A 17,442-nucleotide genomic window follows, 5' to 3' on the forward strand; every position below is an offset into this window, starting at 1 on the left:
GTCCATAATCTCCCGTCGGACACGGTGTGTCCAGAAATGTGGACAGTTTCAAATCAGGCCGTACTTTTTCAATTTCAGATAAAGCGTGCTCCGGGATATGCCCAGCAGCCGTGCGGCTGCTTTCCGGTCATTACCTGTGGTTTCCAGCGCCTTCTGTATCGCCTCCTGTTCCGTCCGCTCCATATCCAGTCTGTAATTGTTCGAGGGGGGGACATTCACTGGAAGGCTAATCTCCTTGAGAGTAATCCAGCCACCCTGCGCCAATACACATGCACGTCTCACCACATTTTTCAGCTCGCGGATATTGCCGGGCCACGGATAGGACACGAAAGCTTCCCTTACATCCCGGTCAAATCCCCTTATTTTCTTTTCCAATTCCTCATTCGCAAAAGAGAGGAAGAATCCGGCCAGCGGTATGATATCCTCCCGACAATCTATTAGAGGCGGGACATGGAGTGGGAACTCGTTCAGTCGGTGGAAAAGGTCCTCCCTGAACCGTCCCTGGCTTATCGCCAGTTCCAGAGCCTCGTTGGTAGCCGCCAACAGCCGGACATCCGCATGTATCTCCTCCGTTCCACCGACAAGTTTGTAGCGCTTCTCCTGCAGGGCACGCAACAGCTGCACTTGTGTCTCCATGTTCAGGTTGCCGACTTCATCCAGAAACAGTGTCCCGTGGTCGGCGGCGGCAAACACGCCGCTCTTGTTCTCCACCGCTCCGGTAAAAGCCCCCTTCTTATGCCCGAACAGTTCCGATGCGGCCAGTTCCCGTGGAAGGGCTCCGCAGTCCACTGCCACGAAAGTGGCGGCCGAACGCTTGCTGAAAGCGTGTATCTGCCGTGCCACCCATTCCTTGCCCGTACCTGACGCCCCGCGTATCAGCACGGAAAGGCTGTCCGCAGGAGCTACCAGACGCACCATCTCCTGAAGTCTTACAGCCGACGGGCTTTTGCAGACATAAAAAGCCTGTTCCTGCCTTGTTCTTTTCTTCTTGCGTTCCAGCAATTCGCGGATGACACCGAGCACCTCTTCTGTCTGCACGGGCTTGGGCAGATAATTGTCAGCCCCCTTCTTCACGGCTTCCACGGCACCGGGTATATCCCCGTACCCGGTCATGACAAGAAAGGGCATACGGTAGCCGTGCGCCCTCATCCATTCAAGCAGCTCCACGCCGTTGCAGTCACCCAGACGGAAATCCGAAAGGACCAGATCCACCCCGTTATTGCCCAGGAACTCCTTTGCGGCGTCCGCCGAAAGCACGTAACGGGCGTCCATGCCGTTTCGAGCCAGCCAGTTAGCGGTGGCGCGTGCGTATGTACGGTCATCCTCCACTATGAGTATTGTCTCCATTCATTTTCTCCTTTAATGTTACGGCCTTCCTTACAGCATTCTCTACAGCCCTGACCAACCTTCCGATCCGCTCGTCCGACATACCGGCCCATTTTTCAGGCGGCAGAGAGCCCATATATGCCAGTTCCTGCAGGGGGATGTCTATCCGTATCGTCTCCCATACGGGGACGGCCTTGTGTATGATATTTCCGAGTTTTTTATAATCGCCCGAACTGACCGCATCGCGTATGCCGGCAAGTCCGGCCTCCGTGTCCTCGATGAAAATATCCAGCAGCTCGTCCGCGTGTTCCTCGCCCTCCATGACGGATGTAAAGTCAGGACGTTCCACACCCCGTGTGGCCGCCATCAGTTCGTCCCCGGAGAAGGGTTTGTGCAGGCATCCGGCAAAACCGGCCTCCCTGAAACGGGCGGCATCGCTGTCGACACGGGCGGTCACGGCCAGTACGGGGAGCGTTCCGGACTGGCCGATGTTACTGTTGCGGAGCAATGCCAGCACACCATAACCGTCCGTATCGGACATCCTCATGTCGGTCAGGACAAGGTCATGCCGGTTCCTTCGCAATGTCGTGACCATCCCGTCGATGTCCGTGCAGCAGTCACATTCGATGCCGTGACGGAGATACATCCTTCGGACGGCATCCAGCTGCATCCGGTCGTCATCAATGTACAATACCCTGATATTGAGCGGGAGGCCGTCACCGGAGGCCGCATCCCGCATATCCGGCATGTCGGCCTCACCGAGGGGGAGTCGGACCTCGAAAGTGCTTCCACGTCCCGGCGTACTCTCCACACGGATGTCTCCCCCGAGCAGGGAGACCAGTCTTGAGGTGACTGCCAGCCCCAGCCCGAAGCCGCTGTCCGTGGGGGAGCCGGCCTGTTCAAAGTCGGAGAATATCAGCTGCTGCCGCTCCTTGTCTATACCTGTGCCAGTGTCCCTCACGAACAGCAGGAGCCTGCCGTTTCCGTACGAGGCCCCCACATGGATGTAACCGGTACGCGTGAACTTGACCGCGTTTGACAGCAGGTTGCCGAGAATCCGGACAAGCCGTCCGGAATCGCCCCTGACAAGCACATCACACGATTTTATTTCCGTTGTCAGTCCGAGCCCCTTCTTTTCAACGGAGGGAAGATAGACACGCACGGCATTCCCGATAGTCTGCCCCAGATGGAATACGGCATTCTCCGGCTGTTCCTTACCCTCTTCCAGCCTGTAGTAGTGCAGCAGGTTGTTGGCCAGTCCGATGACATGACGGGAGGCGTGCAGGATGTTGGCGGCGAACTCCCTTACAAGCCCGGCATCCTTCTCATGCTGCATCAGTTCCGCAAACTCGCAGACCGTACCGAGAGGCGCCCGCAGGTCATGGCTCACCGACAGCATCAGGTTACGGCGGGACACCAGCAGCTCTTCATTCCGGGAGCAGGCGGCCTCAAGTGTCATCCGGTACTTCTGCCTCTTTCTGATGTCGGCATGGATAAGAAGATAGAGCAGGATTATCAGAAGAACGGAAATGACGGCTATAGAAAGGATGATACGGAACGACTGCCTTCTCAATGCCGCCGTTTCTTCCATATCCTCCGTATATTGCATATCGGCTGCCCGTTCGAAATCATGTATCAGGCCGCTGATACGTGCGTCCAGTTCCCGGTTGCGGCACCGCAGGCTGTCCGAGCAGGCCTCCAGTCTTTTCCGGTAGTCAGCATACTGGCTGTACATGTCCTTTTGCAGCCGGATGAACTCTCCGTTTACGGAGGACTGTCTTTTTCGGTTCCGCATCTCCTTCTCCTTCCGATTGGCATAAGCGGACTTCTTGTTCCTGCCTCCTATAAGAACATTGAGAAGGCCCCGGCCTTTCTTTGCCGACGGTGTATCCGGCTGTCCGGCATCCCGCACCTGCCGCACGATTCCGGGAGCCTTTCTCAGAAGAAGGCTGTCCGCACGGGGAAAACCGGAAAGGGTGTTCGTCAACTCATACAGCAGCCGCTCCTTTTCCAGCAGGAGCATGGATACGGTGTCTATGGCCGGATGCTGTTCTGCCGCATAATAAGGTTTCAGTCCGTTCAAGGCGTCCAGAGCCGCCGCACAACTGTTCCCGCATTCACGGATATCCGCACTGTCCTGCATCAGCTGGAAATGGTCATGGAAGGAGAATTCCAGCAGTTTTTCAAAGGTCCGGTTGACGGCCTTCCTTCTCATATTGGCCGAATACTCCCTGGAATCCAGTTCCTCCATCTTCCCATGCTCCAGCCGGACAAGAAAAACCACAGCACAGAGCAATGCCAGCAGCAGAATGTATCCGCCGGCTATCTTCAACTGGAGTATGGAAAGAAAAGATCTCATCTTGGAATAGGCTAGTATCAATTAAAACAAATAACAATTGCGTGACACAATATTTGAAAATTAGTAGATAATATATGTACAGCTAAAAGTACGACCAACAAGCCGACATACACAACCGGGCAACAAATGAGTCACCCCATTATCACCCGGTCAGCCTCCATATCCCCCTTCACACTCCACTGTAAGCACTGAATCCGCCGTCAACAGGCAGTAATGCACCGGTTATAAAACTTGCCGCATCACTGCATAGGAACTGAACCGCACCGTTGAGTTCGGTAATGTCCCCAAAGCGTCCCATCGGGGTTTTGGCCAGTACCTTGCGGCTTCGTTCCGTCAAAGATCCGTCAGGATTAATTAATACCCTCCGGTTCTGGTCGCCGATAAAGAAACCGGGAGCGATGGCATTGACACGAATGCTGTCACCATATTTCAAAGCCATTTCAGAGGCAAGCCATTGGGTAAAATTAGCAACTGCAGATTTTGCAGCCGAATAGCCGGGTACACGGGTAATGGCACTATAAGCGGCCATCGAAGATACATTGACAATACAACCTTTCTTTTGTTCCGCCATCACTTTGCCGAAGACCATTGACGGATACACAGTACCGTTCATATTCAGGCCGGTCACCTTCTCCCAGCAGGCTATATCCATATCATAAAAGTGTTGCTCCGGTTCAAGTGTGGCTCCCGGCATATTACCCCCTGCAATATTCAGAAGTATATCAATCTTCCCCCATTGAGAAAGTACTTGTCCGGCCAGTTTTCCCAGGCTTGCCACATCAAGTACGTCGCCAACAACGCCAATCACCTCATTTCCATATTGTTTCAGTTCGGAAACCCGCTTGTCCAGTTGTTCCTGACGGATATCAACTGCAACGACTTTTGCACCCTGCCGCATAAAATGTTTTGCGATATTACCGCCTAAAACTCCACCGGCTCCAGTGATAACGGCTACTTTTCCTGCAATTCCAAATAATTCATTCATTTCAATCGGCATATAATTTAATCGGTATAATCCATATTACTATTTAAAATCTCATTCGCTGTTCCTGCAATTCATCCTGCACAACGGACATCATCCCTTCCACTTGCGCCAATGCCAGCATACGTCCATGAAACGAATATCCCGGATTGTATCCAAGTTTCTCATCCCCAAGCATCATGCGGCCATGATCCACCCGCATGGGCAAGCCGGGATTTGAGGATTCGAAGACACGAATCAGTTCTATCAGATGTCCCCGGCCGGACAGGTGCGAACTCTCTATGAAATCCCCACCGGACAAAGTCTCTGTGCTGCGAAGATGGACAAAGCGGGTACGACCGGCAAACCTGCGTGCCAGCCCACGGGTGTCATTGTGTACACCGGCACTGAGTGAACCGGCACAGAATGTCAGCCCATTGTGTGGATTGTCCACGGCATCCAGAATCCAGGCAATATCCTCCTCACAGGTCACGATACGGGGAAGTCCAAGCATCTGAAAGGGTGGGTCATCGGGATGCACGCACATGTCAATGCCATATTTCTCACACACCGGCATGACGGCTGCAAGAAAATAACGCATATTCTCGCGCAACATGCCCTTGTCCACACCTTCATAAAGGGATAGAAGCCTCCTGAAAACCGAAACGGGCTCAGTCTCCCCTTCCCGTATATTTCCATTCACAAAACCTTGTGTCTTCACAATGACCGTATCTATCAGCTCCAGTTCTTCCTCCCCAGTGATGCGGCTGCCTAATTTTTCCACCTCCATCAGTTCCTTTTCGGAATAATCCTTTTCCGCATGTTTCCTTTTCAGGATTTTCAAGTCGAAATAGGCAAAACGTGTTTTATTGAAATAAAGTGATGTGGTGCCGTCCGGCCAGGGATGGTTCAAGTCCGTACGAATCCAGTCAATGACCGGCATAAAGTTGTAGCACACAGTTTTGATGCCCGCCTTGCCGAGGTTGGTAAGGCTTTGTATATAGTTTGTTATCAACCGGTCTCTGTCAGGGCCTGCATACTTGATTGCCTCACATACAGGCAAACTTTCCACCACCGACCAGCGAAGTCCGGCAGATTCTATATACTCTTTCATTTCCTTGACAGTTTCCAAGGGCCAGACTTCACCGTTAGGTACATCGTGCAAAGCAGTAACAATCCCTTCTACTCCTATCTGACGCAACATGGTAAGTGTAATCTCATCTTTCTTGCCAAACCATCTCCATGTTTTTTCCATCCGTTCTATGCAATATTAAAGTGGATAAACCGATACTTGATCCAGTATGACACCTTCATCAAGAGCCTTTATCACAAGTTTGTTTAGTTTCTTTTTCCGGGCAGGCAAAGCCACTCTTCTTATCGCCTGATTCCTGAGTACATTCTCTTTCCATTCCTCACTGCGTCCTTTAGTCTCGTAATGGATAGGCAGAGTTTCCTCCTTATCCAATGCAATAGTGAAACGCAACTGTGTCCCCTCCACGGGATGGGAAGGCAACAAACGGACTTCTACCTCTACAGAATCAGACGGACAGTCTGGCAATTCAAATGTGACCTCTTTCTCCTTAGGAATGACAGCCGCCTTCCCTTCATATCCCAAACCTTCACAAGGGACGAAATCCCCCTTTGCACATTCTACCGCATTCCAACGACGGATTGCCGCACGCTCTTCTTTCATGGGTTTCATCGTGACAGAACGGTCTACCGGTTCGAATACAGGTAACCGACGCGGCTGGTGATCCATCATACGATGCCATTTCCCATTATTCCTTATACCTGTATTATATATGCGAGTCAATGAAACGATGCTGTCGTAGGCCGCATCACTCCGCCCCCAGTCGGCTTCGCCATGACGGGCAAGTTGGGCGTAGAGCATCTTCTTGTTCATCTCAGCAGCAGCCTGTACGGGATATTTCACCAGTTGGAAATAAACATCTTCACGTCCATCACATATTTGCGCAGACAGCCGTTCAGCCTCATCCGAAACAGTCTGATAATCCGACAACCGTTGCAGGATATACTCTTTACTCCACGGCATATCCTTCACAATGCGGTAATCATTCGTATGATATTCCTCCTCCCGTGTATTCCCCATGAATTCCGGTTTGCGGATATGGGCAAGACAATAATGTTCCTGCATGACAGGGAGCAGTTCTCGACCAACCTTTTCACCAAATTCCCGACAAAGAAAATTGCTCAAATGAGCAGAAACTCCTTCTTTATTCACTTCTTCTATATTCCATGCCATATCCAAAAACAACTCCGTCTGATATTCTATCGGCTTTATGTCACCCACATTCAAAATCCATATCTTACGCACATCATGGTCATACGCCTGCTTCATCTGTTGATAGAGCAGATACGGGCTGAATGTACCTAACCAAAGATAATCGTGCGGACGTCCCCAGTACGAGACATGATAATAGATGCCGTTACCGCCTTTACGGGCACGTTCTGCTTCCGTCGGAAAATGCTTGATATAGCCGTAATTGTCATCACACCACATCAACGCAATATCTTCGGGCACCTCCAATCCGGCATTGTACACATCAAGTACTTCCTTATAAGGAATAAACACCTGTGGCACCTTTGTCACATCTTTGTTGACATATTGCTGCAATAAACTCCGTTGGTCGGCAAACACACGTTCGAGTACACGCTTCTGTTCTTCCACCGTTCTGGCACCATTCATCGCACCATCATGCACACCTCGCATACCTACCGTATATAAAATCTCCTGCCCGTCAACCTCTTTCACACGTTCTTCCCAGAAGTTACGGACTGAAGTACTGTTGTTCACATAATCATACTCCCCTTTTCCTCGGCGGCTCCATTCACCGGCGGTGCTCGAAGCCATCGGTTCACAGTGTGACCCTCCGATGTAAATGCCGAATTTCTTTGCTACCTCACGATTGCCTTTTGTCAGGAAGAAAGGTTGCGTGCATTCGTGCATTGCCGGCCAATAAGTGTTGGCACGCAAGCGGAGCAGCAATTCAAAAATACGTTCGTTGGTTTTAGGACCGATGCGTCCCGGCTTGTACCAAGGCTCGTAATGCAAACTGCTCCACGGCATCAGCCCCCAGTCCTCATCGTTGATAAAGATACCCCTATACTCCACGGACGGAGCCTGTACATTCCGATAACCGGAAGGCAACTCAAAAGATTTTCGTTTCATAGGAGTGGCATCCGCCCACCACTTCCAAGGAGACACGCCTATCAATCGCGAAAGTTCCATGATGCCGTATGCAGTACCATGACTGTCACTTCCGGCAATCAATAACCGCCCGTCAGGTAACACAGTCAGCAAAAAGGCTTCTCTCATACCTTTCAATCCAGAAAGATCGGCTTTAGATTGCTCAACCGCATTGTTTACTTCCAAAGTTCCAACAAGGATATTACCACGCGTTTCTTCGCAATGTAAAGAATCGGAGAAAACAGCCCGATAATCCCGTTGAAGCAATTCCAAGGCTGTATGCACCACCGGAGCTTCCGATTTGTCACAGTTCACTGTAACCGTCATACCTGAATGCACACGGAACTGTCCCCATGCCGTCTGTACGACAAGGAAGAGTAAAATTGTTAGGAATCCTATTTTCATATTATTTATCTTTTAGTTTTAATTATTACTGAAGCCGGAGAAAGTCCTTTTGACGCCACCTTCAGTTTGACTTTACCGTTTTGTTTCGTACTTCTGATTACAGCGATGGCACGACCTTTCCAGACCTTACGTATGGGAGCCGTATATGATTTTTCGTCTTTCAAATCCGCACTGCCCGTAGCCTCCAGCATACCGGTTCCACGAACGGAAAATTCCACTTCATTAGCAGCATCAGGTACTACGTTTCCATTTTTGTCCACGACCTCAATGATAACAAAAGCCAAATCTTGTCCGTCAGCCTTTATGGTTTGATCTTGAGTGGTAAGGCGTAGAGAAACAGGAGTTCCGGAAGTCTTTAACACTACGGTTTCCTGCTCTATACCGTTCTCATCCACACCTACCGCGCGCAGTGTACCTGCCTGATAGGGCAATGTAAAGACAGCCTTGAACTGTTGTACATAGCCTGCCGGGCGTTCGTCCACAAGTGAATCGTTCAAGAAAAGCCGCACACGGGGATAGCGGGAGCAGACCTCTACTTCTATCGGTTTTCCTTCATGCCCGCTCCAAGTCCAGCTTTCGCTGGTAGGCCATACACCCCAATCAGTTACTTTTATTTCTCCCCGGTAACCATTGGGTTCACGTACGGCCATATAGAGTTTCTTATCGGGGTTGTAGAGCATGTCACGATAATGGGATATGGGTTTTCGCAGCCCGGTCAGGTCGATGTCACCACAATAGGCACCATGCCAAGGATAGAGCTGCCCGGTATGGAAACCGTCTTTCTCCCTACCTTTGTAATAGGCACGCCCGATGCTCGATTCTCCCAGATAATCCAATGCCGTCCATACAAAGTCGCCGATGATATAGGGATGCTTGTTTACCAAATCCCAATTGCGGAAAGCATCGCGTGGATAGGATTCCGTCTGCATGATGATGCGGGAGGGGACACGTTCGTGGTCAGATTCTGCACGATGCAACTGGTAATTATAGCCTACAATGTCATGTACGGCTGCCAACGGGTCGAATATCTCCCAGTCTTTGTCCCAAGTAGTTAGTGCAGAAGTGACCGGACGTGAAGGATCCAACCGATGTACGTGTTCGGCAAGTCTCTTTGCCGTAGTGATTACTTCCAGTTTCTTGCGCTCTATCACCTCATTGCCGATGCTCCAGCAGAATACGGAGGGGTGGTTGCGGTCGCGAAGCACCATCGCTTCAATATCACGTTTCCACCACTTGTCAAAAAGCACGGAATAGTCATGTTTATTCTTGGCATCACGCCATCCGTCAAAAGCCTCGTCGATAACGAGCAATCCTTGACGATCGCATTCATGCAGAAAGGCTTCCGAAGGCACATTGTGCGAGGTACGCACGGCATTGAAGCCAGCTTCTTTCAACAATCGCACCTTGCGTGCTTCGGCTGCATCGAAAGAACACGCACCTAATATGCCGTTGTCGTGATGCACGCATCCGCCATTCAGAAGTATAGGTTTACCATTCACAAACAAGCCTTTTTGACTGTCGAAAGTTATGTTTCGGAATCCGGTCATATTCGTTACCTCATCTACCACTTTGCCTCCAACAATCAGTTGCGTACATACCTTATAAAGATTTGGGGTATCCGGCGACCATAGTTTCGGATGACTTACAGAGAGCGATTGCTTCGTGTGTCCGCTTGCGGATGTTACTAGCACTCTGCCAGCCTCATCATAAATCGTATGCTTGATTTCCGGTTTTGTCCCGGTCCGGGCATTGTCTATATAGCGCATGGCAATGTCCAGATTCCAATCATCGCTGCCTTCTTTTTGAGTCGGGCGAATATAAACGCTCCAGTCATCAATGTATATCGCCTCTGTAGTCAGCAGCCACACGTGGCGATAGATGCCTGAACCACTATACCAACGACAGTTCTTCTGTTGGGAGTTATCCACACGTACGGCTACAATGTTCTCCTGCCCGAAATGCAGGTAAGGAGTAATGTCACAGAAATAGGATGAATAACCGTATGGATGCCCTCCAGCACGCTCTCCATTGACAAATACTTCCGAATTCATATAAACACCCTCAAAATAGAGGCGCAGTTCCTTACCCTCCATCACCTTATCTACGTGGAACTTCTTTCGGTACCATCCAATACCCGTAGGCAGATAGCCACCATCGTTTCCGGCAGGAACCTCCGCATCAAAATCGGCTTCAACACTCCAGTCATGAGGCAGATCCAAGCTTCGCCAACCGACATCGTTATATGCAAGTGAAGGGGCATCGGGTGTATCGCCGAGTTTAAAACGCCAATTGTCATCAAACAACTGTTTCCGCTCTGGCATAGCAGCCTCTACAAACAGAGGATAGCTGAACATTACAAACAGCCAGGTGAAGAAAGATATAGATATAAACTTTTTCATGAGAATTACTTATGATTTATACAATAGGTATTGAATGAATGGGGCTTTACCACTGTATTGAGGAACTTTTTTCCAAAGCCTATGGAGATGGATTGTTCCGCGTCACCAAAGTTACCGATGACCGTCACATAATCCTCTGCCGGAGTTTGCCATACCACAGTGTACAGCTTTTTCTCTTTCTGCGGATAGTAGTTTATCATCCGACTGCCCGGTATTACATAATGCGTAAAGTGCTTTACCGCATAATACTCCGCCGTATAGCGGAACTTGCGTGTTTTAGAGTCCACCTGAATCAAAGCATTTTGTTTCCATCCCCAGGGGCTGGTTCCATTGTCGGGCAGAAGGAAGTTCCAGTTGAACCATTCGTCGCATCCGTTGCCGGCATTGTCGCTGATCAGGAAAAAGGTGTGCTCGCCCGCTTTCCAGTCCATGCTGCCGTTGCCGCATTCGCTCTCCGAGCAGATGTAATGGTAATCGGGATATTGACGGCGTATTTCCGGCAATATCTCACGGCCTTCCCATTGGAAAGCGATGCCGTCTATGCTCTTACGCAACTCCCCGTCGGATAGTATCTTCTCCACATGGTCCCGACGATTGGTATTGAACGTACCCAAATAGAGTTTCACTTCAGGGTGACGTGAACGGAGTGTCGGAGCCAAATAATCCCGGTTGAAACATACGGTTCCCTCTGCCGTCCAGGCACAGCCCGGATAGGGCGTATAGCTATAAGCCTCGTTCTGGTAGATAATCATATCAATATTTACGCCCTGCTCTTTGTAAGCATCGATAAACTTGCAGAAATAGTTGGCGTATGCCTGTAAGTAACGCGGGTCTTGAATGAAATAGTCCTGCGTGGCAAGCCGACGCGGAAACTTACCTTTGCGTTCTCCCAAGAATTGCATTTCGTTTTCATCAATACCTTCCACGCTACCGTAAAGCAGATAGTCTATGTTCGGATTGGCATGATTATGACGGCTGCTCACCACCGGATAGTCATTGTTTATTTTCATCCAGCTTGGCGGACTCCAGGGAGAAGCCCAAAAGGTGAGAGCCGAATTGTACTTCTGTGCAGCACGAATCAAAGGGATGATACTACGCTTGTCGCGTTCAATGTTAAAATAGCGTAGTTCCAAGTCACCTTGCACTTCATCACAGCTATACCATGAACGGCCATAATCATTACAGTTCATAGAAATACGTCCACGTGTGAACTTCAAATCACCTTGTGGAGCGAAAAGATTGTACATAATTTCTTCCTGCTCGTCACGTGTCAGCATCAGCAACGCATCCCAATCCAGTTCATTAAAAGTCGTTCCCCATGCTTTCCATTCGGTACCTTTTTCATTTCCCGTTATAGAGAATATTGGCGATACTTCCGCCGTGCTTTTCAACCTATCCTTAGACTGCTGCCAGACAGCCTTCTCGGTACTGCTGGTTCTTATTACAGACTGTCCCCAAAGCTGAAAACTTCCTACCCAAGCCACAGTTGCGACCACAACAAGCTTTCTTACATTAAAATAATCCAAAATCATAAATCTGCTTTAATTAAAAGATTTCATTCATACGATAAATTCATGACAAAAGTAATCATATTCACGATAAGATGCATCATTCCAGCTCTTTATATTGAAAATCAGTGAACTGTGCTTTCCCCTTGCCATATACGAACAGGCCGGGCAACACACTCTGAAAATCATCCAGCGTATTATGGTTGTAACCGGAAATTTCCATGCCGAATGTCTCTTTCATCCACTTTTTGCCATCGTAGCTGTAATAGCCGGTCACCACATGGTCTTCGTTGCGCAGTTTCAGCCAAAGAGCAGTGTAATCACCTTGTCCCGATCGGCCACGATACTTACCCCGTCGCCACTTGTGTCGGTTGTGCCGATCACACCCCGTGCCTACATAGAAGCGGTCATTATAGTAGAGGATAAGTCCGGCAACGGCAGCACTGTCGCACTCGATACGAGCACTGATTTCATACTTATGTGCTCCCGTAACGAACATCATGGGCGATGATTCCGCCGGATTACCACCTTGTGCTTGCAACACAAGCGTGTCGCCTTCCACACGTACACGTCTGGGTTGGTAACGCTTGTAGAATTTCCAGTCGAAGCCAATGCGAAACTCATCCAATCGTGCATGACGGTCTGCCGCACCGTTCAGTGACAAGGGGGAAGGTATTTCCTCTTCTACTTTCTTCTCCAAAGGAGCTTTCAGCCAACCGTCTTCCGTAATCTCTATCGGTTCCAACAAAGTTTGCCGCCCCAGCGTAAGATAATCCTTTTCGTAGGCATGATACACAGCCCACCATCTGCCATCGGGTGTGTCAACGAGCGAGGCATGCCCTTTCGACCACCATTGTTCCTCACCGCTGTAAGTGTGAATCAACGGATTGCAAGGGCTGTTTTCCCATGGTCCGTCTACCGATTTGGAGCGAGCTACCACCGCCATGTGGCTGGTGGGTGCCCCTGCAGTACCGCCCTGTGCATTCAGAAAATAGTAATATTCGCCAATCTTCTTCATCTTCGGACCTTCAAGTGCCATGCCTTCCACCGTCCAATGCTGTGGGATAGGCCAGCCATCATACACTTTCTCCAACTTTCCAGCTACAGACAGCCCGTCATCCGTCAATTTCACCCGATGCCCACCGCTAAGAAACAACCACCGCTGGCCAGTACTCTCATCCACTACATGACAAGGGTCTATCCAGTACCCAATCTTCAAGTCCACCGGTTCACTCCAAGGCCCCTCAGGTGAATCGGCATAAACCACATGATTGCTGAAGCGATCATTACCCTGTGACACAGTGAAATAAATGTAATACTTTCCCTGATACTTACAGATGTCCGGCGCCCATACAGAACCCAAATAACGGGTCAACGCTACACTAACAGGTTGCCAGTTTACAAGGTCGCGTGAGTGGAATATAGTCAGTCCGGGGAGATAGTTAAAGGCGGAGTGTGTCATATAGTAATCTTCTCCACTTCTGATGATAGTAGGATCCGGATAATCACCGCCAAGAATGGGATTCCTGAAAGTATATTTCACATCCGCCATCTCCTTGCTGTCCACCCAGAGATTCTCTACATCTTTGCCCACACGGAACAAAGGACGTTCCTCGGCCTTCTTCGGCGTAATGTGGATGTTTTTGAAATAGATATTCTGTGCATGGCGCACATAAAAACCGAATGCTGGCAAACCGTTCCGACGGAAATCCTGTGCATCGGGATAACCACCTTCCAATTCCGGCACTTCCAATGTTGCCATCTTTTGAGTGCCGCCACCCACAGTTTCAATATCCATGTTGCGAATGACAACGTTTTCTACCGGATATTCCTTGATACCCGAAATCAGCGAGCCTTGCAGACGGTTGTCCGTACCTTTGATGTTCTTGATTACCACGTTCTTCAAATATCCGGGATGCTCCATCTTCTCGTTGAGCCGGCGTCCGCGATTACCGATACGGAGAAAGATGGGGCAACGGCTACGGTTTATCTCTATATCTTGTATCAAGATGTTCTCGATGTTTCCTCCGTCCACGGTAGCCAATGTGATACCGGTACTGCAGTCATCGCGGTTACGAAAAGACTGGGAAGCATCCGGAAGGCCACCCAGCACCAACTTGCGAGCGATGATGTTACGGTAATCGCCTTGAGTATCTGTACCCAGTTTAAAAGCATTGCAGGTGGAGTAGAAGGTAGAGTTTTCTATCAGTATGTTTTCGCAAGGTTTGGCACTGGCACTTTTCAGACACATGGCATCATCGTGCGAACTGAAAAAACAGTTTCTTACAATGACATTCTTACACCCGTCCGGGTCAAGTGCGTCATTGTTGTGATTGGCATGGTTAAACACGGTAATGCCATCGAATATTAAGTCGCGACAATAAATATAACTTTGCATCCATGCGGCAGAGTTGCGCAGGGTGATTCCTTTCAGGACCACGTTGTTGCACTCTATCATGCGGATGCCGAAAGGACGTCCTTCCAATGCTCCGATGGTCTCTGGTCCCGGAAAATTCTTTGCTTCGCCGCGAAAGTATATCTCACCCTCCCCGCAAATGCCCACACGTTCCGCCCGTTCGGCATAAATCAGCGAAATGCGGTATTTGTGTATCACGTTCATCACACTTTGAAAGCGTTCCACCTTGTCTGGATAATCTTTCAAATTCGTGCTACCCAGTAAGCGAGCACCTTTGGCTACCTCCAGCATCACACCGGATTTCAATTCTATAGTGCCCGTCACGTATTCTCCTCCTGCTATCCGTACGGTTCCTCCACCTGCGACAAAGCAAGCGTCGATTGCCTTCTGTATAGCAGTGGTGTTCAGCGTACTCCCATCACCTATTGCTCCATACTTCCGTACATCGAATATAGAAACGGGGACTATCCAAGGTTTCAGATGCTTGGTTAGTGAATCTGCCACTAAGGTCAGTTTATGTACTAATTTAGTTTCTAAAGAAACACCATTTTGTCCTTGCAGATTATAAGGACAGAAAATTATAGAACATATTGCAATAAAAAAATTTCTTATCATCAATCTCATAATAACACATTTGTTGTACCCTTACTGATTATCTTTCCCGACAAAACTTTCAGTTTCTCCCCATTTATCACTAGGAATAGAAAATATAGCTTCCGGTATCAGCCTCAGTCACAGCCGGAATCTAATATTCCCGACTCGCTGCCCGGTGATTATTCGGTTCCAACAAAACTCATGAACCAAAGTCGGCGAAATACAATCCCCCCAAAACAAACCGTATTTCGCCGACAAATAATACTACATATACTTTATAACCTATTGAGTATCTTATTCTGTCTTGTCTTCATCAGCCACGGCATCCTCCCAATTCTCCCACATCGTGATGTTTGGATCGTAACCATCGTAGCCGAAATTCTGACGCATTTGCCTGCCTGTGTTTTTCTTGATGTCCTCGTTGGGAACCGGCCAGTACAGGTTGTGCTTACCTATTTCGTAGTTGAATACACGTCCATTGGCATTGATTGGTTTGCCCGTGTTGTACAAGCCACTGTAATGCACTATCCGCTGATACCAATAGCTACCCCCGTTGGCATCAGTACCTTCTTGCCGATCGTAAGTATTCACATCATAAACATTCCCCCATTCATCAGGCTTTCCACTCAGTGCAAGGCAGTAGGAGACACGGCTTAGTTCCACCTGACGCAACTCTTCGAGATAGAGTTCACGGGCACGTTCGTTCATGATGTCTCCGATGGTAACAGTGGTGTAGTGTTGTTCGCAATGTGCCCGCTTCCGCACTTCATTTACATCGTCTGCCGCACCGGTTGCATCGCCCATGTAGAATTTAGCTTCGGCGCGGAGCAGGTACGTCTCAGCCAAACGATAGATATACCAGTCGGCGATAGACCCTTTGGTTGCGCCTTTGAAGTTGTTTTCTTGCGGCTTGCCTTCAGCTACTACATCCTTTAAATAGATTTTATACAGAGGAAAATCGAACCAGGAACGGATGGTGTCTTGCGAACAATCCGGACGTACCTCTGCGTACGTCTTGCCATAATAAGCCGATGCCGGGTCATTGTATTTCAGCGAATCCATGGGGAACCAGTTACCCACCTTAGCACTATGGCGCAAGTCACCTTTATCGTCCATACCATTCACCTGCCACAAAGTGTGGGTGGCGAAGTAAGTGGGACGGATATTGGCTATACCACGACCTATGACCCGCACAAAGTCATACTTTTTGTTATACTTGGCGTTGTTACGGGCAAAATTCGTAGCACCAGGTTTCCCATCCGGTCCCTTGATTTTAGCATCTATCCAAAACGGTCCGAAGGCACGCATAGTATGAAATTCATTTAAGGATTCTCCCGATCCACGGCTGACAATGCCATAGATTACCTCCTTATTGGCACTCGTCAGCTTGTTCTCTGCACGATGCAAATCCCAGATAACATTACGGGTTATCTTCCAAGTTTCAGGCTCCCCACTCTCTACAAAAGTACCGAAAGGTTCTTTCATCAGTTCATAACCGGATTTATCTATAAGGATATCAGCCTGTTCTTTTGCCTTTTCCCATTGCCCGGTGGCCAAATAGCACTTTATCAGGAGTTGGCGGCATGCGCCCTTGTTCACTTGGCCGACCATATCCATGTCCTTTTGCTCGGGCACCCATTCCACGGCAAACTCCATATCTTTGGTTATCATATCCAAAATGGCCTTGCGGTCAGTAGTAGCGTAATTCTGTTTAGGTACTGAAATGACTTTGGTCAGCAGAGGAATGTCCTTGAACTGGAACACCAGATTCAGGTAACGGATTGCACGATGAAAATATGCACGGCCTATATAGGCATTCTTGGTGGCTTCTTCAAGCCCTTCCACCCCGTTGATGTAGGTCAAAATCGTATTGGGAAACTTGATGCCGGAGTAATAAACATCATTCCAGAACCATCCGGTCTGGTCGCGCATGTTGGTAGGTGTCAGCGTACCGTTGATGTCACAAAAAGGATTGCTTTCATCCGTTTTCCCGTTAGCCGCCAATTCCGAAAGGCGATATTCCAAGGCAAGAGCATTGCTTTCACCGTTTATCCAAATGTCACGTAGTTGCTTGTCGGCAGCTGCCATGGTGGCTTGCAGACCGGCTTCTGTGGTAAATGTGGTTGTCGGGTCATAGAAGGAAAGCGGTTTAGGCTCCAAAAAATCCGAGCATCCGCAGAGAAGAAGCAGGCCGCATGCAGCCGCTGTTAAACCAGACAGTCCTTTTTTCTTATTGTTTAATCTATTGTTGTTCATAATGAGTGCT

General features: G+C 49.1%; 9 protein-coding genes. All 9 read right to left on the reverse strand.

All coding sequences use genetic code 11. The features are described 5' to 3' along the window. Positions 1 to 48: 48 nt before the first annotated feature. The 9 genes from DW182_RS08550 to DW182_RS08590 all read right to left on the reverse strand — a co-directional run bounded on the left by DW182_RS08550 (position 49) and on the right by DW182_RS08590 (position 17,432). On the reverse strand, positions 49 to 1,347 hold the full coding sequence (locus tag DW182_RS08550; RefSeq protein ID WP_032845406.1) for a sigma-54 dependent transcriptional regulator: 1,299 nt from the start codon (positions 1,345 to 1,347) through the stop codon (positions 49 to 51). After that, positions 1,319 to 3,685, reverse strand: coding sequence for a hybrid sensor histidine kinase/response regulator (locus DW182_RS08555; RefSeq protein WP_032845418.1), 2,367 nt, complete (start codon positions 3,683 to 3,685; stop codon positions 1,319 to 1,321). The genes DW182_RS08550 and DW182_RS08555 overlap by 29 nt, the downstream gene beginning before the upstream one ends. A gap of 169 nt (positions 3,686 to 3,854) precedes the next feature. Beyond that, the gene (locus DW182_RS08560) at positions 3,855 to 4,670 is read right to left on the reverse strand and encodes an SDR family oxidoreductase (RefSeq protein WP_011965499.1); all 816 of its coding nucleotides are present in this window, start codon (positions 4,668 to 4,670) and stop codon (positions 3,855 to 3,857) included. A gap of 43 nt (positions 4,671 to 4,713) precedes the next feature. Continuing rightward, positions 4,714 to 5,901 carry a mannonate dehydratase gene (gene uxuA / locus DW182_RS08565; protein WP_005831612.1) on the reverse strand — a complete coding sequence of 396 codons (1,188 nt, stop codon included), beginning with the start codon at positions 5,899 to 5,901 and terminating at the stop codon, positions 4,714 to 4,716. A 15-nt stretch (positions 5,902 to 5,916) separates the two neighbouring features. Beyond that, complete coding sequence (locus DW182_RS08570; RefSeq protein WP_005831613.1) at positions 5,917 to 8,259, reverse strand: glycosyl hydrolase 115 family protein; 2,343 nt, start codon at positions 8,257 to 8,259, stop codon at positions 5,917 to 5,919. 5 nt (positions 8,260 to 8,264) lie between these two features. Continuing rightward, positions 8,265 to 10,658, reverse strand: a complete 2,394-nt coding sequence (locus tag DW182_RS08575; RefSeq protein ID WP_005831615.1) for a sugar-binding domain-containing protein — start codon at positions 10,656 to 10,658, stop codon at positions 8,265 to 8,267. A gap of 5 nt (positions 10,659 to 10,663) precedes the next feature. After that, positions 10,664 to 12,190 carry a beta-glycosidase gene (locus DW182_RS08580; protein WP_005831617.1) on the reverse strand — a complete coding sequence of 509 codons (1,527 nt, stop codon included), beginning with the start codon at positions 12,188 to 12,190 and terminating at the stop codon, positions 10,664 to 10,666. A gap of 76 nt (positions 12,191 to 12,266) precedes the next feature. Next, the gene (locus DW182_RS08585) at positions 12,267 to 15,086 is read right to left on the reverse strand and encodes a family 43 glycosylhydrolase (protein WP_158580795.1); all 2,820 of its coding nucleotides are present in this window, start codon (positions 15,084 to 15,086) and stop codon (positions 12,267 to 12,269) included. Positions 15,087 to 15,470: 384 nt separating this feature from the next. Next, positions 15,471 to 17,432 (reverse strand): RagB/SusD family nutrient uptake outer membrane protein, encoded by a 1,962-nt coding sequence (locus DW182_RS08590; protein WP_118029698.1) that lies wholly within the window; start codon positions 17,430 to 17,432, stop codon positions 15,471 to 15,473. Between the last annotated feature and the right edge of the window lie 10 nt (positions 17,433 to 17,442).

This window comes from Bacteroides sp. AM16-24 (assembly GCF_003471885.1).
In the GTDB taxonomy this organism is placed as follows: domain Bacteria; phylum Bacteroidota; class Bacteroidia; order Bacteroidales; family Bacteroidaceae; genus Bacteroides.

Bases quoted from the DNA above. Each gene is read 5' to 3' on its own strand.
- uxuA (WP_005831612.1), bottom strand. From the start codon at position 5,901: ATGGAAAAAACATGGAGATGGTTTGGCAAGAAAGATGAGATTACACTT.
- DW182_RS08555 (WP_032845418.1), bottom strand. From the start codon at position 3,685: ATGAGATCTTTTCTTTCCATACTCCAGTTGAAGATAGCCGGCGGATAC.
- DW182_RS08590 (WP_118029698.1), bottom strand. From the start codon at position 17,432: ATGAACAACAATAGATTAAACAATAAGAAAAAAGGACTGTCTGGTTTA.
- DW182_RS08570 (WP_005831613.1), bottom strand. From the start codon at position 8,259: ATGAAAATAGGATTCCTAACAATTTTACTCTTCCTTGTCGTACAGACG.
- DW182_RS08550 (WP_032845406.1), bottom strand. From the start codon at position 1,347: ATGGAGACAATACTCATAGTGGAGGATGACCGTACATACGCACGCGCC.
- DW182_RS08580 (WP_005831617.1), bottom strand. From the start codon at position 12,190: ATGATTTTGGATTATTTTAATGTAAGAAAGCTTGTTGTGGTCGCAACT.
- DW182_RS08560 (WP_011965499.1), bottom strand. From the start codon at position 4,670: ATGAATGAATTATTTGGAATTGCAGGAAAAGTAGCCGTTATCACTGGA.
- DW182_RS08575 (WP_005831615.1), bottom strand. From the start codon at position 10,658: ATGAAAAAGTTTATATCTATATCTTTCTTCACCTGGCTGTTTGTAATG.